General features: G+C 46.7%; 18 protein-coding genes. 8 read left to right on the top strand and 10 right to left on the bottom strand.

Translation table 11 applies throughout. The features are described from left to right. Nucleotides 1-36: 36 nt before the first annotated feature. Nucleotides 37-957: a nucleotidyltransferase domain-containing protein gene (locus HB679_RS16295; protein ID WP_214073070.1), complete on the top strand. Its 921-nt coding sequence runs from the start codon at nt 37-39 to the stop codon at nt 955-957. A 114-nt stretch (nt 958-1,071) separates the two neighbouring features. On the opposite strand, the gene HB679_RS16300 is transcribed toward HB679_RS16295, so the two are convergent. Genes HB679_RS16300 through HB679_RS16320 form a run of 5 tightly spaced genes read right to left on the bottom strand, consistent with a single transcriptional unit; the run spans nt 1,072 to nt 6,647 of the window. Next, nucleotides 1,072-1,893 carry a methyltransferase domain-containing protein gene (locus tag HB679_RS16300; RefSeq protein WP_214073071.1) on the bottom strand — a complete coding sequence of 274 codons (822 nt, stop codon included), beginning with the start codon at nt 1,891-1,893 and terminating at the stop codon, nt 1,072-1,074. Continuing rightward, nucleotides 1,893-3,356 (bottom strand): radical SAM protein, encoded by a 1,464-nt coding sequence (locus tag HB679_RS16305; protein ID WP_214073072.1) that lies wholly within the window; start codon nt 3,354-3,356, stop codon nt 1,893-1,895. Before HB679_RS16305 ends, HB679_RS16300 begins: the two co-directional genes overlap by 1 nt. Before the next feature lie 3 nt (nt 3,357-3,359). Next, the gene (locus HB679_RS16310; RefSeq protein ID WP_214073073.1) at nt 3,360-4,397 is read right to left on the bottom strand and encodes a radical SAM protein; all 1,038 of its coding nucleotides are present in this window, start codon (nt 4,395-4,397) and stop codon (nt 3,360-3,362) included. 1 nt (nt 4,398) lies between these two features. Beyond that, nucleotides 4,399-5,133, bottom strand: a complete 735-nt coding sequence (locus HB679_RS16315) for a class I SAM-dependent methyltransferase (RefSeq protein ID WP_214073074.1) — start codon at nt 5,131-5,133, stop codon at nt 4,399-4,401. An 11-nt stretch (nt 5,134-5,144) separates the two neighbouring features. Continuing rightward, nucleotides 5,145-6,647 (bottom strand): radical SAM protein, encoded by a 1,503-nt coding sequence (locus HB679_RS16320; RefSeq protein WP_214073075.1) that lies wholly within the window; start codon nt 6,645-6,647, stop codon nt 5,145-5,147. Between the two features lie 207 nt (nt 6,648-6,854). Between HB679_RS16320 and HB679_RS16325 the strand changes: the two genes are divergently transcribed. The 5 genes from HB679_RS16325 to HB679_RS16345 are packed head-to-tail and all read left to right on the top strand — an operon-like array spanning nt 6,855 to nt 11,815. After that, on the top strand, nt 6,855-7,640 hold the full coding sequence (locus tag HB679_RS16325) for a class I SAM-dependent methyltransferase (RefSeq protein WP_214073076.1): 786 nt from the start codon (nt 6,855-6,857) through the stop codon (nt 7,638-7,640). Further along, on the top strand, nt 7,627-8,751 hold the full coding sequence (locus tag HB679_RS16330) for a hypothetical protein (protein ID WP_214073077.1): 1,125 nt from the start codon (nt 7,627-7,629) through the stop codon (nt 8,749-8,751). Before HB679_RS16325 ends, HB679_RS16330 begins: the two co-directional genes overlap by 14 nt. A gap of 6 nt (nt 8,752-8,757) precedes the next feature. Continuing rightward, the gene (locus tag HB679_RS16335; RefSeq protein WP_214073078.1) at nt 8,758-9,765 is read left to right on the top strand and encodes a polysaccharide deacetylase family protein; all 1,008 of its coding nucleotides are present in this window, start codon (nt 8,758-8,760) and stop codon (nt 9,763-9,765) included. Beyond that, nucleotides 9,758-10,705: a GNAT family N-acetyltransferase gene (locus HB679_RS16340; protein ID WP_214073079.1), complete on the top strand. Its 948-nt coding sequence runs from the start codon at nt 9,758-9,760 to the stop codon at nt 10,703-10,705. Before HB679_RS16335 ends, HB679_RS16340 begins: the two co-directional genes overlap by 8 nt. A 12-nt stretch (nt 10,706-10,717) precedes the next feature. Continuing rightward, nucleotides 10,718-11,815: a glycosyltransferase family 4 protein gene (locus tag HB679_RS16345; protein ID WP_214073080.1), complete on the top strand. Its 1,098-nt coding sequence runs from the start codon at nt 10,718-10,720 to the stop codon at nt 11,813-11,815. Here HB679_RS16345 and HB679_RS16350 read toward each other — a convergent pair. Beyond that, complete coding sequence (locus tag HB679_RS16350) at nt 11,791-12,867, bottom strand: glycosyltransferase family 4 protein (protein ID WP_214073081.1); 1,077 nt, start codon at nt 12,865-12,867, stop codon at nt 11,791-11,793. The genes HB679_RS16345 and HB679_RS16350 overlap by 25 nt on opposite strands. Then, nucleotides 12,860-14,536 (bottom strand): ABC transporter ATP-binding protein, encoded by a 1,677-nt coding sequence (locus HB679_RS16355; protein WP_214073082.1) that lies wholly within the window; start codon nt 14,534-14,536, stop codon nt 12,860-12,862. The genes HB679_RS16350 and HB679_RS16355 overlap by 8 nt, the downstream gene beginning before the upstream one ends. A 708-nt stretch (nt 14,537-15,244) precedes the next feature. Here HB679_RS16355 and HB679_RS16360 point away from each other — a divergent pair. Beyond that, complete coding sequence (locus HB679_RS16360) at nt 15,245-16,750, top strand: hypothetical protein (RefSeq protein WP_214073083.1); 1,506 nt, start codon at nt 15,245-15,247, stop codon at nt 16,748-16,750. After that, nucleotides 16,747-17,580 carry an alpha/beta hydrolase gene (locus HB679_RS16365; protein WP_214073084.1) on the top strand — a complete coding sequence of 278 codons (834 nt, stop codon included), beginning with the start codon at nt 16,747-16,749 and terminating at the stop codon, nt 17,578-17,580. The genes HB679_RS16360 and HB679_RS16365 overlap by 4 nt, the downstream gene beginning before the upstream one ends. Before the next feature lie 806 nt (nt 17,581-18,386). On the opposite strand, the gene HB679_RS16370 is transcribed toward HB679_RS16365, so the two are convergent. From HB679_RS16370 to HB679_RS16380, 3 genes are all read right to left on the bottom strand, one after another. Continuing rightward, complete coding sequence (locus HB679_RS16370) at nt 18,387-19,100, bottom strand: DUF1080 domain-containing protein (RefSeq protein ID WP_214073085.1); 714 nt, start codon at nt 19,098-19,100, stop codon at nt 18,387-18,389. 30 nt (nt 19,101-19,130) lie between these two features. Beyond that, nucleotides 19,131-20,447 carry a gluconate:H+ symporter gene (locus HB679_RS16375; protein WP_214073086.1) on the bottom strand — a complete coding sequence of 439 codons (1,317 nt, stop codon included), beginning with the start codon at nt 20,445-20,447 and terminating at the stop codon, nt 19,131-19,133. A gap of 110 nt (nt 20,448-20,557) precedes the next feature. Next, entirely contained in the window at nt 20,558-22,273 is a 1,716-nt protein-coding gene (locus HB679_RS16380; protein ID WP_214073087.1) for an IlvD/Edd family dehydratase, read from the bottom strand. Nucleotides 22,274-22,310: the final 37 nt, after the last annotated feature.

A 22,310-nucleotide genomic window follows, 5' to 3' on the forward strand; every position in this document is an offset into this window, starting at 1 on the left:
CCGTCATGATAGTAATTAACCCGCAGATCTATCATCGTGAACGAGGCAAAAGAAAACATATTAGCTACCCTGGCGTATTTTGATATCTTCAAATACCCGCTAACCAGTGGCGAAATATACCTGTTCCTGAAGGCTAAACACCCCCAGGCAGATTTTGATGCGGAGTTAAGGTATTTGGTTGCTCATCAATTAGTTTATCAGTTTGGCAACCTCTACTCGCTCAAAAACGATTACGCTTTAATTGTTCGCCGTTACAATGGCAATCAAAAGGCTGCCGAGATGATTAAAGTCGCGCATAAAATTGGCGACTGGCTCATTCGTTTCCCTTATGTGCGTGGTATTGCTATTTCAGGCTCCTTGTCGAAAAATTATGCCGATGAAAATTCAGACATCGACCTGTTTATTATCACCGCAAAAAACCGTTTGTGGATAGCGCGCACCTTAATGCATGCCTTCAAAAAACTCACCTTCTTGGTTGGTAAAGAGGACTATTTCTGCATGAATTATTATATCGATGAAGATCAGTTGGAGATCAGGGAGAAAAACAACTATACCGCTGTTGAGGTTGTTACGCTGATTCCTTTGCAAGGTGATGCCGTAATTGAACAGTTTTATGCCGCCAATGCCTGGACGCGCGATTACTTGCCTAACAAGATCATGCGTATCTCGTCAGCCAAACCTTTAAAGCCTTCGATATTTAAAACGCTTTTTGAAAAGTTATTGAACAATCGTTTGGGTAACGCCATTGACACGTTGTTAATGAACATAACCTCCGGCCGGTGGAGCAAAAAAACCGAACAGAAAAAGGTTAATTCAAAGGGTGCAGTAATGGCTATGGACACCGGCAAACACTACGCCAAACCCGATCCGGGAAATTTCCAGGCAGGGCTGCTGGCCCAATACGAAAGCAAGATCTCGCAGATTATTGTAGAGCCGCAGAATTTGCTGGCGAATTAAGACACTGCGTTTTTGTCATTGCGAGCGTAGCGTGGCAACCGCACGCGTTTAAGCTTTTCCCCTTGCGATTGCCGCGCTACGCTCGCAAAGACAGTATTTTCATTATCCCGGCTCCTACTTCTTCCTTAAAGAAATAATATAATAATCTCCAATCCCTCGCCACGGCCAGCTAAATCGTACCTTATCCTCCCACTTTGTCAATAGACGATAGGCTTTTGGATGACGCTCTGCAAAATGCTCAATATAAGACGGCGGCACAATGGTGCATAACCCTTCTACCGACAAAACCTCCATCGCCCCATTAACCTGATCAATTACATACGACGGATTATAGTACCAACAGGTAAAATAAGTACCCTCTACATGAGCCGTCACACCATTTTTACTAAACCAACGTCGCGTGGCTGTCTTAAACAGCCCTTTAAATATCAATAGCGATTCCCATAAACAAAACTTCGGCAAAATAACCAGTGTGGCAATGCCGCCGGAATTTAATAAAGATGGAAGAGAATGCAGCACTTTATCGAGTTCGCCGGTACAATTTAGACCGGCAAAGTTCGAGAAGATCTGGTCGTAAGGACCTTTGTTTTTTAGTTCATCCAGGTGGGTGTAGGAGCAAAGCTCTGTTGAGATTGAATTACTTAAGCCGTAGCTTTCCGATTTTTCACGTAGCTTTTGCTGCATGCCTTCGGCGATGTCCGTAGCGTGTACTTTATGGCCCAGTGACGCAAAAAAAGTGGCGTCTTCGCCGGTACCGCTGTTTAATTCCAGGATAGACGAATTGGGTTTTAGGTTTTTTAAGACATGCGCCCGAACCCGCCCGCGTTTGTAGTTGACGATGGTGTTTGAGGAATAGATCTCATCAAAAATGGCCGACTGCGCCGAAAATGCTTCGGCGGCATGTTGCTCATTAATATGTGGCGCAACCGCTTCCATCAGGCTTTTTCTAACTGATTTAATTTTAATCGCTCAATAAAAGTAGCCGGGGTATAATACAACACCGACAGCGCTTTTTTGACACTGTTGATCGACATGCATTGTGGTTCTTTCAATAGTTTAACCAGGCTATTTTTAGCCAGGTGCATATGGTAGTTTTTATGCACGTATTTATGTAGCTGCTTATAATAGCTAGGCGGAAAAGTATTGCTAAACATCAGCGCCATCTCGTCCGAGTCGGTCCAGTTGGTTTTTTTCTTCAGATCGGCTTTTACCCTATCATAAAATACGGTGCCGGGCAGTGGATACGAAACCGAAATTCCAATCTCAAACGGCAACAACTCGTTGATCATGTTAATGGTTTTGGCAATGTCGGTCTTATCCTCGCCGGGGTAACCAAACTGGATGAAGAACGAGGGCTTAATACCGGCATTTTTCATCGCTTTTGTGGCGACATGGATTTGATCTATCGTCGTGCCCTTATCCATGGCATCCAGTATTTTTTGCGAACCGCTTTCGGCGCCTATCCATACATTTTCGCAGCCGGCGCGGGCCAGCGCGTCTACCTGGTCCTGCTCCACCAATAAATCGGCACGCGATTGGATCTTGAACCTGGTACGCAAATTTTCCTGCTGCATCAGCTCGGCAAACTCCATCACCCAACCGGGCTTTAGTCCGAAGATATCATCGCAGAACCAAATATGATCTACCGGGAAATGCTCCTTCAGCATTTTCAATTCCTTGATCACATTTTGCGGGCTGCGCGAGTTGTAACGGTTGCCGTAAATAGGCTTGGCGCACCAGTTACATTTAAACGGGCAGCCACGGGTAGTCCCCATATTGATAGAGAAGTAACCGGCATTCTTTAACCAGCTATCGCGATAGGGTGCAATATCCACCAGATCCCAGGCCGGCAGCGGTAAGCTGTCCAAATCTTTTAAAACCGGGCGTGGCATAGTTTTTTTCGCCTTACCGTCAGTATCTAAATAAGAGACGCCGGCTATGTGAGTGACATCTGTACCACCGGCTTTGATATGATTTGTCAGTTCCAACAATGTTTGTTCGGCTTCGCCAATCAGCACGTAATCGGCACCGGCGTTCAGGTATTCTACGTAACGGTCGGTCGAGTCGGAGCTGGATACAATTACCGTGCACCCACGAGCCTTGGCCATCTTAAACATATCAAATGCGGCCTCGCGCATATTGGTGAGGCACATTTTGGTCAAGTAGTTAAAGCCGTCATCGTACGACACAAAAAAGTTGGGCCGGCTGCTGTCCAGCACCGGCTCAACCTCATGGGGATCGGCAACAAACATGGTATCAAACAGTGATACCTCGTATCCGTGTTCGCGCATCAGTGATGCGGCGTATATGGTACCCAGTGGCGCATACGGTTGCCCGATGGACCACTGCTTAGGGTCGAAACGTAAAAAGTAGGAGTGTGAAAAAAGTATCTTATTCATATCCTATAAAGTAGCCATGGGCGACAGGTTTAAACTGCAAACGCATTTAACGCAGGTAGCATTTTTGCTCATATCCAGCGTGCGCCTAAAGTCTATCGCTTTGTTGGTGTTCAATATTTCTGTTAATGAGTTATCATGAATGTTCCCTATGGTATCATGAAAAAAGCAAGGCCGCACGCTGCCGTCGGCTTCGATGACGGTGGAGACCCACGGCGCATTGCATTTTTTATAGGGAAAAGGGTTCAGCTTGTAAAAAGCCGCATAGTAGTTATAGATGTCCTTAATTTTAGCAGGCGATTCGGCGATATAACGACCATCAAAATCGGCGGTCTGCGCCAGCATGTTGTCAACCACTTCCTGCAGTTCGGGCAACTCGCGTTCGCTCAGCATTACCTCGTGTTGTTTTGGCTCGGCCCAGGCCGTTTGGCGATTAAAGGCGTGGCTACTAACATCGGCAGGTAAAAAGCTGATCTGGTCTATACCCATAGCTTTAGCTGCCGCAATAATATTTGGCCAGTTGCGGAAATTGATACGATGGATAACCGTACGCGCTGTAATGCGATAGGCGGGGTTAATCGCTTTGAGATGCTCCACACCTTCCTTCAGCTTTTTAAAGGCGTTGGGGATGTTGCGGATAGCATCATGCATAGGCTCGTCGCCATCCAGGGAGATCACAATATCATCTACCCATCTCAGCAGATCATCGGCATTATTTTTTAGCGACAGCCCGGTGCTGAGCAGGCTGATCTTGATATTGCACGATTTTAAGATCTTACAAAGCTCAAAGAAGTTGGTATTCAGCAACGCTTCACCACCCGACATCACCACTTGCCTGGTACCAAACTCTTTGAGTGCATTTAATAAGCCGCCAATGTGCTGCGGCGTTAGTTGTTTCAGATTTTTATTATCCTTCCAGATATCGCACATTACACAACGGCAGTTACAGGCGCTGTGCGGCATCAGTATCACCACCGGCAATGCCGATATGCGATGCGTTTGCAGCGTGCGGTAACGTTTATAGGTATGTGCTATTGATTGCATGTTATTTAGTAATACTGACCCAGTAAAACGGATCTTTTTTAAACAGCCGGTTTAACAGGCTGCTGGGGTCAAACAATATTTTGTACTTAAATCCCCAAAACTCGCCGATGGAATGATGGAAATAATGGTCGGCCATTTCCGGTATCCCCATGTCGTTATAATAATTCCGGCATCTGTCCGCGGCCTCGGCAGCTTCATCGGCATCATAAAAAGGTGTATCAATGATATGGATCTCACCGCCGCGGTTCAGCAATTTTTCGGCCTGCCTTAATACCGATACTACCGACGAGAAGTACTGCAGCGTAGCCGCAAATACAATCACATCAAAACGCTCATTTTCGAAAGTATTCTCGTTAAAAGCATCGTACACAAACTCCAGGTTGGGTAGTTTAAAAACGCGGTTGGCCTGGTTAATTTCGGTCCTGTTAACATCAAGCCCGGTAACGTAGGTTTTTGGCAGGCCAGCCATCTTGGCCGATAGCCAGCCATTGCCGCAACCTACCTCAAGTATCTTTAAAAATTTGCCCTTATCTCCCAAATAAGTCAGCAAGCGATTACTGGAGCGACGACGGATCTCCCACTCTTTAGAATGGATGCTAAAATCGGGTAACGATTGCAGCTCGGCATCTGTATAAACTTTCTTTTCTTGTGTGCGCACGGCGCTATAAAGCTGCTCAAAATCCGGCTTGCGGGGTTTGGTTTGCTTAATGGCCTTATGTTGAGCACTGATGTCCACTTATTTAAAAATTAAAATCCTTGTATTTCGGGTTGGCGATATTTCCAGATCCGTTGTAATAACTTGATCTCGTAAGGATATTTATGAAAGTTGATCTTGTAACGGAAAGTCGATATAGCTTTAATAGCCGCACGTTTCAGGCTATTCAGGCGGATATCCGTTTCCGTTGGGAAAACGCCGTTCAGCACCACTTCAAAGTCCCTGATCTTATCAATCATTTCGGCCGTTAACCATGGGGTGAGCGGGTTCTTGCGCAAGTCGAAATTCTCCCAGGCCGGGCTTATCCAATCTTCCAATGTTTGGGGGAACTTAAAGCCGCTGGCCAGTACCTGTTTGTACATCTCAGAACCTTCGGTAGGTACCGGGCTGTAGGTATAAATAATAATTTCTGTTTTTGGGTTGATGGCTTTTACCTTTTTGATAAAATCTATCTCGAAATCAATCTGTGCCATTACCTTTTCGGGCGTTGGTGCAGGCGTACCCAGTACGAAAGAATATTCGGGAATAATGTCGAATTTTTTCAAGCGCTCGGCAAATTCCAATATTTGTTTACCGGTTTGGGTTCCGCCTTTATCCATCTGTTCCAGGATATCATCGTTCCCACTTTCGGCACCAAAAAAAATGATCTTGCAGCCGCCTTTACGAATAGTTTCCAGCGACGAGTCCTTAAACTTCATCATCGTATCTATCCGGGCCATGCCCCACCAGGTCATGTCCTCATGCTCCATTAATTTAGAAAACTCCACCGCGCGTTTTTCAGACACAAAGAAATTGTTGTCATGAAATTCTATCGCAGTAGCGCCATATTTATCTTTAATATGCTTGACGTCTTTATACGTATTTTGTGCTGATTTACCTTTCCAGCGTGCCTCATAAATAGGCACCACCGCGCAGAACGAACAAGTAAACGGACAGCCAATACTGGAGTGATAAGCCATCGTTTTTTCGCCCAGGTAGGTCTTACCCAAAAATTTAGGGATAGGATACATGGTATTCAGTTTATCGTAAGGCAATGGCGGTAGCGAGTCCTGGTCTAATAAATCCTCTTTGGCTGTCTTAACAATCTGGCCGTTGGTACCCACATAGATCAGGTTACGGATAAACTCATAAGGCTCGTCTTTTTCCAAAGCATCTACCAGGTTGGGGAAAGCGTTATCGCCGGGGCCGTTAATAATGAAATCGACAAAATTTGAATACAGCACCGACTCAGAGTGATTAGAAGGAAAGTAACCACCCCAGATCATTTTGGTATGCGGATGCTTTAGTTTAACCGCTTTAGCAGCAATAATAGCCTGCCTTAACTGCGGGCCGGGCATTACGGTAAATCCCAGGTATTTGTATTCGCCTGTATCCACGTATGACATGATCTTTGCTATCGGATCGGCCTCGCAATTACCATCAACAATCACCCAATCATACTTGCCCTCTACAGCAGCAGCAATATTCAGGATAGAGTTAGGTATCCGGTATTTGGCATTAGCGCTTTTGGGGTTAAACAATAATATCTTGTTCATCTTTCGGTCTTGATGGTAAAATAATGGCAGCGGGCCCTGCAACCCACCACCATTAAGAGAAACTAATTCTACAATTACACAATTATCACAAGAGTTACGCCCCTCGTAAAACAAAGGTTGCCCCCTATCCTAAATAAAATGACAGGGCAACCTTTAGCTATAGCAGTTCGTAATTGAAGCTATAGGTCATTAATTAATTTGTCAGTCATGAGTACTTCTATAGCGCCCCCTAAAACCGTAAGCAGCCTGGTATCGGCTTTTAAAAAGTTGATGCATTTAGGTGGCAGCCCGGTACAGGAAAAACCATCTGCCGAAGCTTATGACATCTGGGCCGAGAGCTATGACGTACAGCCCGGCAACCTGATGATTGATATGGATGAAGAGGTATTTGGGGAGCTGCTGGCAGAACTAAACCTCAAAGGCAAACAAGTGGCCGATATTGGCTGCGGCACCGGCAGGCACTGGCCAAAGCTTTTTAAAAGCGAGCCGGCTACGCTAACCGGGTTCGATGTATCGGCAGGGATGCTGCGCCGCCTGGAAGAGAAATTCCCCCAGGCTAAAACCTACCAGATCACCGACAATTTTTTTAAAGATATCGCCGATGCCAGTTATGACGCAATTGTGTCGACATTAACTGTGGCTCACATCGAGAACCTGGAAGAAGCATTAGATGCCTGGTGCCGTATGCTGAAGCCTGATAGCGATATCATTATTACCGATTTTCACCCCAATGCTTTGGCCTTTGGCGGCAAGCGTACTTTCAAGCATAACAGCGACAGCATATCCATTCAAAACTTTGTGCATTACGTTTATGATATTGAGCGGATGCTTGCCAAGCACGGTTTCAGAACGGTTAATAAACTGGAGAAGATCATTGACGAATCTGTAAAGCACTATTACGAGGCCAAGAACGCCTTGCCGGTTTATGAGAAATTTAAGGATGCCCGCATTATCTACGGCATTCATTTAACACGAAGCCATGATTCTGCGTAATGTTACTACGATCACCGGTAAGGGTACCACTGACATCCATCTGAAAAATGGCAAAATGATGCCCTTTGGTGAAGTTACGCCCGTTACCCTGCAGCTTGATCTTGACGGAGCGCTGGCCTTTCCTGGCCTGGTGAACTCGCACGACCATTTAGACTTTAACCTTTTCCCGCAGCTGGGCGATAAGATCTATCATAACTATACCGAGTGGGGCGACTATATCCACGCCAAATATAAAAAGGAGATCAATGCTGTTTTGAAAGTTCCGCTACCCTTACGCGTAAGCTGGGGGATTTTCAAAAACCTGCTGTGCGGGGTAACCACGGTAGTGAATCATGGCGAACACCTGGCTATTAAAGATGCTCCCATTAATGTAGAGCAGGGGCATAGCATTCACTCCGTGCAGTTTGAAAAGTTGTGGAAACTAAAGCTAAACAATCCACTTAAACGCGGACTGCCGGCGGTGATTCATGTAGGCGAAGGTGTTGACGAGCTGGCGCATACCGAAATCGATCAGTTAAATAGCTGGAACTTATTGCGTAAAGAGCTGATTGGCATACATGGTATCGCGATGAGCGAGGAGCAGGCGAAGTATTTTAAAGCGCTGATTTGGTGCCCGGAGTCGAACTATTTTATGTTTAATAAAACTGCTAAGATAGATCAGCTAAAAAAACATACCACCATACTTTTTGGTACCGACTCTACGCTTACCGGTAACTGGAACATCTGGGATCATATCCGCCTGGCGCGTAAAACCAATATGCTAACCGATGCCGAGCTGTACAGCGCCGTGCACCTGGGCGGTACCACCAGTTGGACAACCGATGCCGCCAATCAAGACACTATCGTCATTACCAAAAGAAAGCCGGATACCGATGCCTTTGAATCGTTTTACACCAACGATCCGGCTGATGTATTATTGGTAGTTCATCATGATTGTATTCGTTTATTCGACGCTTCGCTGTTAGCGCAATTAGGTCAAATTGATCTTGGAAAATTCAGTAAGGTTTATATCGGTGGCAGCTGTAAATTTATTGAAGGCGACTTGCCGGGCCTGATGCGGCAGATTAAAACCTATTACCCTGAAGCGGTTTTCCCGGTATCTGCTAATTAATCAATTATGGATACCGTTCAAAAAATCAAGTCAAGGCTAAGCCGCGAGTACAAATTATTTCGCCGCGATGTACGCTATGCCTTGGGTTTGGATGAAAATTTTTACCAAAATGCCCGCGGGAGCCGGATCTTGATCTATCACGGTATCTGCCAAAAAGATCATACCCGTTTTAACCCCATTTTTTTAACTGAGCGGACGTTCGAACAGCATTTAAAACTCTATAAAAAGTATTGCAATGTAGTTTCGTTAGATGATTATTATGCGGGTAAATTCAATCCGGATAAATTCAACATCTGCCTGACTTTTGATGACGGTTTTGCCAATAACCACAAATATGTATTGCCGCTGATTGAGCGCTACCAAATGCCTGCTACCTTTTTTATCACCGGTATTGCCAATGATGGTTACGATATTTTGTGGAACGATTTTCTGGGTATTGTGAGCAAGTTCGGTCCGCAGCAAATTAGTTGCGATGGCGAGCAATATTATAAGGGCCAATATGATCATTATACCTCCATTGTAAACCAGGTTACCCTGCGCGATCAATTGCGTGCCACCGGTTTTGGCCCAAAGGCCGGGATGATGAATGAGCTTTATCCGCTGGCGCCATTTAAAGCCGATCCGGAGCAGACAGATTACTGGCTGCAAATAACACCGGCACAAATTAAGGAACTGGCAGCCTCGCCATATGCTACTATTGGCGCGCACGGTTATTACCATAATGACCTGGCGCGGATAAGCTTGGCGGATGCTCTAAATGAGCTAACAAAGGTTAAACAATATCTTGAAAGCCTGCTTGCAAAGCCCGTTAACAGCATTGCTTTTCCTTATGGCAGTTATAATGCCAATGTGATTAACGCGGCCAAAAAAGCTGGCTACAACCAATTGCTGGCCATGGATTTTAATAACAGCACCGATTCGATGGATGATACGCTGCGCGAGCGCCTTACCGTGAACCCGTTTATATCGCCCATTAACCAACTATATGCTACGATAACTTGCAAATATGATTAGCCCAACCGACACGTTATTAATTGAACGATTAAGCCCCGAAAATCTGGCAGACCTGGCCGCGCTGCATCAGGCGGTTTACCAGCGCAGCCCGGCACCCGACTATTTCCCGAAGAAATATGATACCGCCTATACCGGCGCAAAATACATGGGTTATCTGGCCTATAATGAGGCGCTGCAGCCCGTTGCTTTTTATGGGGTGATACCTACCTTGCTTTGGCACGAAGGTAAAAGTTTGCTGGCCGCACAGTCGGCAGATACCATGACGCATCCTGGTTATCGGGGCTTGGGCTTGTTTGTGCGCTTAGCTAATCACACCTATACCTTATGCAAACTGGAAGGCGTACGTTTGGTATTTGGTTTTCCTAATCAAAACTCATTGCCGGGTTTCCTGAATAAATTGAACTGGCACTGTACCGAAATTATGGAGCACTTTGAAGTGCCGGTAAAGCCAATGTTTTCCCTTGAAAAAATTGCCGGTAAGTTTCCATCGCTGCAACCGGCATATCGCCATTACCAGCAACGGGTTTTGAAACCCTATTTACGGGCGGTACCGGGCATCGCTAATTCTGTGGTGGCCGAGGGTTTTAATGGCGTTTTCAGGGACGATCAATATTTGAAGTATAAAGCTTATTCAGACACACAGGTTATTCAAGTAGATCGATCCTTGTTTTGGATTAAATTGAAGAACGGTTTACACATTGGCGACATCAGCAATGTAGAAACTGATTTTGATACGACATTGAAAAAGTTACAACGTTTGGCAGGCAAACTGGGTGTTTCTGTTATACGCTTTCAAACCAGCCCGGGAACCAATTTGCATCGGTTGTTTGCTGCGCGTTTCGAGCCGCTGCCAACTTATCATATTATATTTAAACCGATTGATGACGGCATAGCTACCGACCGGATCAAATTTACTTTTGCCGATATTGATGTATTTTAAATCAGCCAGCATATGCACTACGTTTCACTAAGTTATGGCTATGACCCAACGTTCAACGCGCCGCTGCCCTGGCTGGAGCGGGTGAGAGCGTACGGTGGCGTACTATCTGCACTGGCTAAGCATGGCAAAGTATCCCACATTGTGCAGATTGATTATGAGGGGGTTTATGCACATGAAGGTGTAGATTATCACTTTGTAAATTATGGCGATGATCTGGCGCTGTTTCCAAACCGGCTGCATCAGTTGGTTAAGAGTTTGAAGCCCGATGTAGTGATAGTACACAGTTTTAATTACCCATTGCAGGTAAAACAATTGCGGCTGGCACTGTCTTTCTCGATGCCCATCATCGTACAAAACCACGCCGAGAAACCGGCTTTTGGTGCCAGAAAAATATTACAGCGCATAGCCGATAAATGGATCGACGCTTACTTCTTTGCCTCCAGGAGCATGGGTTTGGATTGGGTGACCAAAGGCAACTTATCATCGCCAAATAAAATACATGAAGTGATGGAGTTATCCTCTATATTTTATCCTATCGACAGGGCCGAGGCGCGGGCCGAAACAGGCATCGACGCCGAGAAAGCCTATTTATGGGCGGGCCGGTTGGATGAAAATAAGGACCCCATCACCGCCATTAAAGCCTTCCTGAAATTTGCGGAAACTACCCCGGGAGCACGGCTTTACATGCTCTATCATGAGCACGAAATATTATCGCAGGTAGAACAGTTATTAAGCCAGGCGCCAAATGCTGACGCCATCAAACTGGTAGGAAAGATCCCTAATGATGATATGCTATACTGGTTTAACAGTGTCGATTTCTTTATCGCCGCATCTTACTATGAAGGCAGCGGCACGGCAGTCTGCGAGGCGATGTCTTGCGGATGTATCCCGGTAATATCTGATATTCACTCTTTCCGGATGATTACTGATAATGGCAACATTGGTCTGCTGTTTCCGCCGGGTAATGATGAAAAATTATTGGCCGCACTGCATCAAACACAAATGCTCGATGTCGCTATCGAACGTGAAAAAGCTTTAGCTTATTTTAAGTCGACTTTATCCTTCGAGGCTATCGCTCAAAAAATTCATGACATTGCCTCTTCGCTGTGAAGCACGGGCCGATACAGCTCCATTATAGCTTCCGCCATTTGGGTTACACTTTGGATCAATACCGGTTCGTGATCGCGGTTCTCATCCATCAAAATATTTAGCGTGGTTTGCGCCATCTCGTTAACATCGGCCACCACATAATGATGATCGAAAGATTTCTTCATCGGCTTTAAAAAAGAGATGAGATGTGCACCGGCATATAATGATTCCAGCAATACTGTACCAAAACCTTCATAGGCCGATGGATGCAGGAACACTTTAGTGCGCTGCATCATGGCCAACGTTTCGGCGTGTGTTATCTCGCCGGTAAATTCTATGTTATCCTCTAAACCATATTGCCTAACCAGGGCCAGCAGGTTATCAAGCTCGGGGCCTTTGCCGCAAAGCACCGCCCTTACGTTGGGATATCGGGTCTTGACCATTTTAACGGTTTCTACCAACAGGTGATATTGTTTTAGCGGGATCAAAAAGCCGGCGCCTAAAATATCAATATCGCGCTTGGCCGGGGGCGTACCATACATTGCCGGATTAATGCCGCTGGCTACCAAATGCTGCGGCGCAAATCCGTAGTTCTTTTCAAACTCATCAATTAAAAACTGTGACAGCGCGATCAGGTTACTGCCATCGGCGCTGATACGGTGCACAAAGCGATTACCCGCGCGTGCGTCCTGCCCCAGTATCCAGGCGTAGTTTGGCAGCTTATATCTTTCGGAGAACATATGAGCAATAAAAGCGCATTCATCCAGCCAAAAACTCAGCAGGCCAATCACTTCGTTCTCCTTATGGAGTTGTTTTAACTTTTTCCAGGCCCTATACCAGATTACGCGTCGCGGAACGCCGCCTTTACCCTTACCACCCAGGGCAATGATCCTGATACCTTCCCAATAGTACTCGCGCGATTGAAACGGGTACTGGAAAGATAGCACCACGATATTCAAATCAGGATAAGTATCGCGCAGCACGCGCAAAAATATCTGCCTGTCGGGCAGGCAGGTGGTATCAGCTTCGTTTTCGGGGAAACCCGGGGTCAATATAATTAAGGTATTACGCATAAACGGCCGCATTAGGGGTTATCACTTTATCACAAAAATCAAGGCTGCCGGTATTATGGGTTATCAATATCACCATTTTACCCTCGCGGCTTAGTTGTTTAAGCTGGCCTAAGATCTCACGTTCAGACTGCTCATCCATTTCCGAGAACGCCTCGTCCAAAATCAGCAAATCAAAATCATGGTAAAGCGCGCGGGCCAGCATCAGGCGCTGCCGTTGCCCGCCGCTTATATTTTTACCGTGTTCGCGGATAAATTCATTCACACCATCGGTATAGCTGTTCACCAATTCATCTAATCCGCAGAAACTGATCACACCTTGTAGTCTTTGCAAATTATAAGGTTCATCGCTCAGCGTTATGTTTCTGGCCAGTGTATCGTTAATAATAAACGATTGCTGCTTAACGTACGACACCCGGCTTAAAAAGCCCTGCCTTTTGATCCAATTGGTTCGGGCATCATTAAACAAAATATTGCCTTTGTGATGCTTTAAAAAGCCAAGCATCAGTTGGATCAGCGTGGTCTTCCCTTTGCCCGACGCTGCAGATAATCCTACAAAGTCGCCCGACTTGATCTTGAACGTCAGGTTGTTTAAAATATACTGGCTATTGTACCTGAACTTTACATGATCGAAGAAAATTGATTGCAATGGGACTAGCTCATCCACAATCGGGATGTGTTTGTCGGCAGGCTGCAGGTCGGTTATGTTGAAACTATAGGTTTTGATCTGGCTGGTGCTGTTCAGTATTTTGATAATGCCGGGGATAATTTTATAACTGGCCGCCATAAATACACCGATGGTGAGCAAGCTGACTGCCGGTGTTCCTGACGAAAATTTATTGATAGCGATGAGCACAAAAAAGCCCATGATGGCAAATACTTCTACTAGCCGCGAGGTTAAGCCCTGCAGCGTTTGTTGGGTAGCGATGTTGTTGTTGAGCTGTAATTGCTGTTGATGATACCTACCCACAAAAAAATCATCCTTGCGGTACACGTTGCTTTCTATATAACCTTCTAAAGATTCCTTTAAATGCTGGATAACTTTCTGACTTACGGCCCGGCTATTATCGCGAATGGCCCTTAATTTATTGCGGATAAAATTAGCCAGTACCACCACCGGGGGTAGCAACAAAACCAACAGCATAAAAAACAAGTCGGGGTGCCAGAGCAGTACGCCTGCCATAGTAACCAATATTAAAATGGCCTGCGATATGACCTGCTGCACATTGGTGAGGATATAATTGCTAAATTCAATAGGTTGATTGCTGATACGGCGAATGAGTACGGACGAGTCGGTATTAACAAAGCGCAGGTAATCGTCTTTTAAATAAGTTTGGATGTTACGCTTAGATAAGCGCGAAGCAACCCCATAAAAAAAGTCTTGCTGCGCGCCCGAGTTGCGATAGCCCAACCAGTTTTTCAAGCCGAACAGTACCAAAAACACGCCGATAAATAAAAGCGAATTGCGATTCAATAAAGCGGCAGGCAAAAACGACAAAGTTGCCGGTTCCTGACTGCGGATGTAGAAGTTGATCACTACCAACATCATCCCTAAAAAAACAACATCAAGCACACCCATAACCAGGTCGGCTATGATGAGCCACGTCAGTTTTGACTTCTCCCCCGGGTCAAGGATTTTCAGGATGCCGTTTATGATCTGTTTTAAGTTCAAGGCGATGTATTGATTTCTTTAAACATTACGGGCATATTACCCCACACGTTGCCTAAAGCTGGATTTATTAGTGGCCACGCCTTGCGCTGACAAGGCCCTCTTTCTGCCGAAGGCAAAGAGAGAGGGCGGTCGAGCTAAGCAATGACCGGGTGAGTCACCGGCGGTTGCTTAGCCTGTCAGCTTAGGACTCACCCCGACTACGCTCCGCTGGTCGGCCCTCTCTTCCGCAAGCGGGAAAGAGGGCTATAGCGGCCAGTAGCCAATTTTAGCTAATAATCAGCCAACTATACCCTCTTTCTGCCGAAGGCAAAGAGAGGGTGGTCGATCGCAGCAATGACCGGGTGAGTCACCGGCGGTTGCTTAGCCTGTCAGCTTAGGACTCACCCCGACTACGCTCCGCTGGTCGGCCCTCTCTTCCGAAAGCGGGAAAGAGGCTAATAGACTGTACGCCAATTTCCGTTAATAATCAGCCAATAAGCAACAATTTTTTGCTGCCGAGATCGGGTAATTTCATAGAACCATTATAGCGATGGGTTTAAACCTAAGAATGTTCCAACTATTTGAAACACCATTTTGTCATCCTGAACGTAGTGAAGGATCTTATAAAAAAGATAGGTAGCGGTATTATTGGTGACCTGTTAGGCGGATAAGATTCTTCACTACGTTCAGAATGACAATAGTATAAACCTTAAAAAACAAACCAACCTAATGAAAAGATTATTTACGCTAGTTGCTGCGCTTTTATTTTTAATAACGGGCATAGCATCTGCACAATCATTCACCCCGTTTGAAGGGCAAAAAACCAGCTGGCACGGGTTCGACCGTTATGATTATGCTATGGATATGCAAACCCTCGTTATTACACCCATGACCGCCGACCCCAAAGAAGGCGCAGGTATCAATGACGCCTATACGCCCAAAGGCAGCATCCGTTGTATTGTAGTGGCACCAAAAACGGCGGCACCCGGTAACCCATGCACCTGGCGCGGCTTTTACTGGGACCATGAGCCGCAGTCGGAAGTGGAGTTATTGAAGCGCGGCTTTTTTGTGGTGTATTGCAATATAGACCCTGATCAGCATTGGGAGGCCTGGTATGATTTCTTTACTAAACACGGTCTGTCAAAAAAACCTGCATTCAGCGGCATGAGTCGCGGTGGTATTAATGAGTACGCCTGGGCCACCACGCATCCTGATAAAGTATCTTGTTTGTATGCTGATAACCCGGCCATCCGCCCCGAAAGCTTTGCTAAGCTGGATGTGCTGGTGAAATATGACATCCCGGTATTGAGTTTAGTGGGTACCGAGGACTTTTTACTGCCTACCAATACCATGCCTATTGAAGATGCTTACCTGCGCCTTGGCGGCCGTATGACCATGATGATCAAAGAAGGTACACCACATCACCCGCACAGCATCCGCGACCCTAAATTTATTGCCGACTGGGTAGAGCAAAACATCAAATCAACGGTAAGCGATCCGCTTTTTGCAGATACCTCGGCTTATACCAAAACCTATTACTACAGTCTTGAAAATCAGTATCAATATTTAAAGCCTGAGAATACTTATGCTACCGTACGTGGCCCGTGGTTCACACCTGTTTACAGCGTTTATTCTCAAAAAACCGATCATCATTACGGCATCAAAGGCTTTACGGTTATCGCACCGGAGAAACCTGCGCCGGGCAATCCCTGGATTTTTCGCGCAGATAGAACTATTGAGCGCAACGCCGGCGTAGAGCAAGCTCTACTGGCCAAAGGCTATTATATTGTGATCCCGTCGATCCCCGATCAATCAGGCCCTGTTCGTAAAAATTGGGACGAGATCTATAGCACCCTTACCGCCAAAGGTTTTTCAAAACACCCGGTGATGATAGGTACCGGTGCCTATGGCGGCGAGGCTTACGAATGGGCCATTTATAACCCGGATAAAGTATCTTGCATTTATGTAGACAATGTGGCCATGCGCAGCCTGATGGAAAAGACCGCGCCGATTGATACGCTCGCCCCTTTGGCCAAAGCAGGCATTAAAACCCTGCACGTAAGCGGTGCGAACGATCCATGGTTAGCGACAGACACCCGAGTTGCCGAACAACGTTACAAAGCACTTGGCGGCAGCATGACGGTGATCACTATCCCCGGCGAGGGACATTTCCCAAAAACACCGCGCGATCCGGAAAAGATCGTTAACTTTATTATTGCCAACACCAAGCCATGAGTTTAAAAAAATTAAGCGCTTTTATCTGTTTTATGCTGCTTTTATCTGCAGTATTTGCACAAAATAAAAGTATTAACTATGGTCATAATGATAGTGTCGGTAAGTTTTACGATGTGCGCGGCATTAAGATGTATACCGAGGTTTATGGCAGCGGCAGGCCCTTATTATTGATCCACGGCAACGGCGGAAACATGGGTGCGTTTGGAAATACTATCCCTTATTTCGCCAAAAAATACAAGGTAATTGCGGTGGATAGCCGCGCGCACGGCCGCACCAGAGACAACCGTGATTCGTTAAGTTTCGAAATGATGGCTGATGATTTTGACGCGCTGCTTACCGCTATGCATATTGATTCTGCCTATGTGCTGGGTTGGAGCGATGGTGGTATAAACGCCCTGGTTTTAGCTATGCGACATCCCAATAAAGTGATTAAACTGGCATCTACCGGCGCCAATCTCTGGCCGGATTCAACCGGGCTTATCCCATCTTACTGGAAAGACGAACAACGCGATTATGCCAACTGGCAAAAACGCATGCCGCTAAAAACTGCCGGCGATAAAAATACCTACAAAGTATTTATGCTGGATATGCTGCAGCCTAATATCCCGCTCATTGCCCTGCGCGCCATCAAAGCGCCCTCGCTCATTATAGGCGGCGATCATGACCTGATCCCGGTTCATCATACGGTTGATATTTACCGCAATATCCCCAATGCGCAGTTATGGATTGTACCCAACTCGGGGCACCCCACGCTCGTCGAGCATCGGGATGAGTTTAACAGGATTGTGGATGATTTTTTTAGCGGGGTGTTTGTGAAGCATGGGTATTGATGTTTGTGCACGTTATTAAACTGCCTCTCCGCCCGTCATCGTGAGCGAGGAACGAGCGTGACGATCTCCGGATCGCTTGGTTAACTTATCGCTCGTATAGCGCTCAATTGCCGCTAAGGCTGTGTCTTTTGTCTTGATACAAAAGTCACCAAATACTAAGCGTAGCGATCTCATTCACGCCAAAAAATAAACAACAGTGAATAAATCAAGTCATACGCAATGCTTCCCGCTCTCAGCCTTTGCCCTGCAAGCGAGTAAAACCAGGGGACCGATACTTTTGCCGCCTGTTGTCACACATGGCCACCGCTTCAGGCAAAACTATAAGGCCCCTGCAGCCGCACAGTCCACCATCGTTTTACCCGCTTTCACCCGAAGCTCTGCGTCTGACGTTTTGCTTCTATTGTAGATTCTGCAAAATTTGGAGAATCAAAAAAAGGGTGTAAAGGCCTGCCAATCCACCGGGCCGGGAGTCTGGCCTAGCGCGCGGAAGCGATTGGATTGGCTTGATGTTTGGTTACTTTGCATCTAAGGTAACGGCGTAGCCCTCTTGAGTTCCTTTAAAAACAAACAACTCACGAAAAACGTAACTGGCCCCCGCGGCCAAGAGCGGTATACGAGCGATAAGTAATAGAGCGATTGTGAAGCAATCATTGAAACAGAATGAAACAAAAAAATACCTAAAAGTCATTTTTACTGTTTCATTCTGTTTCACTAAAAATCGGTAAATCGCTTATTATGAATCACTTAATGAAGTTCGCTGTTTCACTTGTTTCGTCTGTTGCACACACACGTGAAACAAAACAGCACTACAATACCCTTACCTTAATATTCTTAAACGCAACCGGGCCATGATGGTCCTGCAGTTGGATGCGGCCCTTCTCTACCGTACCAAACACCGGCTCTACTTTACTGAACTTGCTCTTAGCTACCCCTGCCAGGTACTCGTCGCTGCCGCGGGTATACTCTAATACTTTAATGCCGTTTACCCAATGCTGTACGTTCTTGCCTTTGGCCACAATGCGGATGGTATTCCACTGACCAGGAGGGTTAACCTTTTTGTTAGCTTCGATAGGTGGCAGCACGTCATATAATGAACCCAGTAAGTGGTTGGCTTGTTTATTATCCTCGCCTAAAACATCGTCAATGATCTGGAACTCGCAGCCCAGGTTGCCGCCTTTATCATACTTATGGCAAAAGTACTTGATGCCGGTATTGGTGGCCGGGTCTATGTTAAAGTCGGCCGTAAACTCGAAATCGCCGTATTCGTCTGTGGTGTAGATGTCGCCACCGTTGGCGCCTTTCTTCAGGGTCAGGGCACCATCAATAATCTCCCATGCACCGGGTGCAGCGGTAGTGGCAGCGCCATCGGCATTTGTCCAGCCGGTAGCGGTTGTGCCGTCAAACAGCAGTTTCCAGTGTTGGGCCGCTTCCTTTTTGGTTAAGGTATTGTCTTTAGCTTTTTGGGCGAAGGCAACGCACACAGCGACGCCCAGCAGTACGGTTAAAATCAGTTTTTTCATGGTTTGATTGGTATGTCTAAAATTAAGCAATTATCGCACAATTATGTTGAGTATCAGCACACCTATCAAACCTATTACAGAAACCAGCGTCTCCATAAGCGACCACGATAGGAACGTTTGCTTCATGCTCAAGCCAAAGTACTCTTTGGTTACCCAAAACGAGGTGTCATTCACATGCGAGCAGAACAAGCTGCCGGCACCTACTGAAAGCACCATCAGGTTAGGGTCGGCGCCGGATTGATGCATTAGCGGGTAGATGATACCTGCAGCAGTTAAGCCCGCCACGGTGGCCGAACCGAGACATAATCTTAAAATAGCAGCGATGATCCAGCCTAATAATAATGGCGGCAGATTTAGGCCTTGCAGGATGGTTGCGATTTGACCATTCGCGCCGCTGTCTAAGAAGATCTGCTTCAAGATGCCGGCGCTGCCAATAATGAGCAATATCATAGACACCTCGCGGATGGCCTCGGCGTAAACGTTCATCACCTCGGTGAGTTTCATCCCTTGACGAACGCCTAAAGTATAAGTTGCTATCGCGATGGTCTCCATCATGGCAATGTTGGCATCGCCCAAAAAGCCAGCGATATGTTTAATGGTGACGTTACCGCCTGCAAACCTGGTAATGATACTGCTCACGCCGATCAATATAACCGGCAGTAGTGATGATAAGATGCTGTTCCATAATCCCGGTAGTTTGTCATCACGGATGTCCTGTACCGACAGGGCAATCACTGAAGTTGTCTTCATATTGCGCAAGGTCCTCGCAAACAACGGACCCGATATCACGATAGCCGGCACAGCCACAATGATGCCATACACAAACACCTTCACAATATCGGCATGAAACTGGATCTGCAAAGCCATGGGCGATGGGTGGGGTGGCAGGAAGCCGTGCATCACCGACAGGGAGGCCAGCATGGGTATCCCCACATAAACTAACGGCAGCTTATATTTGGTTGCTACCGAAAAGATGATGGGTATCAACAGAAAGAAGCCCACATTATAAAACAGTGGGATACCCACAATAAAGCCCGTCAAACACATAGCCCAGGTAATGTACTTCTCGCCAAAGGCATTGCGCATGGAGGTGGCTATCTTTTGAGCCGCCCCGCTCACACCTACCAGTTTGCCCAACATAGAGCCCAAAGCGATCACGATTACCAACGAACCGAGCATATCGCCCAAGCCTTTGTTTACAGAGGGGACAATATGATCCAGCGGCATACCCAACAACAAAGCTGCCATTAATGATATCACCAGGAAACTCAGGAACGTGTTGAGCTTTGCCCAGGTGATGAGCAGGATGAGTGCGACGATGCAGATGAGGAGGATCAGGATTACCATATCTTATTTTTTGTCATTGCGAGCAAAGCGTGGCAATCGCAAGGAGGAAGGTTTAAACGCGTGCGATTGCTTCGTCGTTCCTCCTCGCAATGACAAGCTTTATATTTTATTTAATGCGAATCTCTCAATACCTCACTCCCCGAACCACCTACCAGGAAATCCAGGTCAGCACCTTTGTCGGCTTGCTGCACGTGGTTCACGTATAAGTTCACATAACCCCGTTCCGACGCCAATGGCGGCGCAACCCATTTACTGCGGCGCAAGGCTAGTTCTTCGTCAGACACTTCCAGATCGATAGAACGATTGGCTACGTCCAGCTTGATCATATCGCCGTTTTGTACCAGTCCCAAATTGCCACCAATGGCCGACTCAGGTGATACATGCAGTATTACGGTACCAAAGGCAGTACCACTCATGCGGCCGTCAGAGATGCGTACCATATCGGTAATGCCTTTAGCCAGGATCTTCTTAGGCAGTGTCATATTGCCAACTTCAGGCATACCCGGGTATCCTACCGGACCGACACATTTTAAAACCATCACGCAGGTTTCGTCGATATCCAGGTTAGGGTCGTCGACACGTGCGTGGTAGTCTTCAATATTCTCAAATACCACGGCGCGGCCACGATGCTGCATCAATTCCGGCGTAGCTGCCGATGGTTTGATTACAGCGCCGTTAAGCGCCAGGTTACCTTTTAGCACCGCAATACCGGCTTGTTCTATCAACGGTTTGGTATATGGGTAAATCACGGCTTCATTATAGATGTTGCCGGTATCTGTTATATTTTCTTTATGCGATTTGCCGGTAACCGTCAATGCGTCCATATCCAGCACGTCGCTCATTTGTTTGATCACCGCCGGCAAGCCGCCGGCATAGTAAAAGTCCTCCATCAAGAACTTGCCAGACGGCATAAGGTTTACCAGCAATGGCATCTTACTGCCCACTTTATCAAAATCCTCGATATTCAAAGGCACACCCATGCGCCCGGCAATAGCCGTTAAGTGGATTACGAAGTTGGATGATCCGCCCACCGCGGCGTTTACTTTAATGGCGTTCTCGAAAGCAGCACGAGTCAGGATTTTGGACATCTTCAAGTCTTCTTTTACCATTTCTACAATACGCCTGCCTGATAGCTGGGCGATGCGCTTTCGCCTCGAATCAACCGCAGGTATCGCGGCAGCGCCACTTAATGACATACCCAATGATTCTACCATACAGGCCATAGTTGATGCGGTACCCATGGTCATGCAATGACCGGGACTGCGTGACATGCAGCTTTCGGCCTCGGTAAATTCGGCATAACTCATTTTACCTGTTTTCAGGTCATCGGTAAAGGTCCACACGTTGGTGCCTGAGCCTATGTCGTGGCCTTTGTATTTGCCGTTTAGCATTGGCCCGCCTTGTACTACTATAGTAGGCAGGTCGACGCTGGCGGCACCCATCAGGGTCGACGGCGTAGTCTTATCGCAGCCGGTAAGCAGCACCACACCATCAATAGGGTTACCGCGAATTGATTCTTCGGTATCCATGCTCGCTAAATTTCTGAATAGCATGGCTGTAGGTTTCAATAAAGTCTCGCCTAACGACATGATCGGGAACTCGACGGGAAAACCACCCGCTTCCAGCACACCCCGGCGTACGCTTTCGGCAATATCGCGCAAATGCGCGTTGCAAGGCGTCAACTCAGACCAGGTGTTACAGATACCTATTACCGGCCGCCCGTCAAACATATCCTCGGGCATGCCCTGGTTTTTCATCCAGCTGCGGTATATAAAACCCATCTTGTCTTGCTTACCAAACCAGTCTGCGCTACGAAATTTAGACATATCTTATTTTACGGTGATGTCGCAGTATATAACGCGA

This window comes from Mucilaginibacter sp. dw_454 (assembly GCF_018449775.1).
Lineage (GTDB): Bacteria > Bacteroidota > Bacteroidia > Sphingobacteriales > Sphingobacteriaceae > Mucilaginibacter.

Bases quoted from the DNA above. Each gene is read 5' to 3' on its own strand.
- HB679_RS16365 (WP_214073084.1), top strand. From the start codon at position 16,747: ATGAGTTTAAAAAAATTAAGCGCTTTTATCTGTTTTATGCTGCTTTTA.
- HB679_RS16300 (WP_214073071.1), bottom strand. From the start codon at position 1,893: ATGGAAGCGGTTGCGCCACATATTAATGAGCAACATGCCGCCGAAGCA.
- HB679_RS16335 (WP_214073078.1), top strand. From the start codon at position 8,758: ATGGATACCGTTCAAAAAATCAAGTCAAGGCTAAGCCGCGAGTACAAA.
- HB679_RS16305 (WP_214073072.1), bottom strand. From the start codon at position 3,356: ATGAATAAGATACTTTTTTCACACTCCTACTTTTTACGTTTCGACCCT.
- HB679_RS16380 (WP_214073087.1), bottom strand. From the start codon at position 22,273: ATGTCTAAATTTCGTAGCGCAGACTGGTTTGGTAAGCAAGACAAGATG.
- HB679_RS16345 (WP_214073080.1), top strand. From the start codon at position 10,718: ATGCACTACGTTTCACTAAGTTATGGCTATGACCCAACGTTCAACGCG.
- HB679_RS16325 (WP_214073076.1), top strand. From the start codon at position 6,855: ATGAGTACTTCTATAGCGCCCCCTAAAACCGTAAGCAGCCTGGTATCG.
- HB679_RS16310 (WP_214073073.1), bottom strand. From the start codon at position 4,397: ATGCAATCAATAGCACATACCTATAAACGTTACCGCACGCTGCAAACG.
- HB679_RS16370 (WP_214073085.1), bottom strand. From the start codon at position 19,100: ATGAAAAAACTGATTTTAACCGTACTGCTGGGCGTCGCTGTGTGCGTT.
- HB679_RS16350 (WP_214073081.1), bottom strand. From the start codon at position 12,867: ATGCGTAATACCTTAATTATATTGACCCCGGGTTTCCCCGAAAACGAA.
- HB679_RS16330 (WP_214073077.1), top strand. From the start codon at position 7,627: ATGATTCTGCGTAATGTTACTACGATCACCGGTAAGGGTACCACTGAC.
- HB679_RS16320 (WP_214073075.1), bottom strand. From the start codon at position 6,647: ATGAACAAGATATTATTGTTTAACCCCAAAAGCGCTAATGCCAAATAC.
- HB679_RS16340 (WP_214073079.1), top strand. From the start codon at position 9,758: ATGATTAGCCCAACCGACACGTTATTAATTGAACGATTAAGCCCCGAA.
- HB679_RS16360 (WP_214073083.1), top strand. From the start codon at position 15,245: ATGAAAAGATTATTTACGCTAGTTGCTGCGCTTTTATTTTTAATAACG.
- HB679_RS16375 (WP_214073086.1), bottom strand. From the start codon at position 20,447: ATGGTAATCCTGATCCTCCTCATCTGCATCGTCGCACTCATCCTGCTC.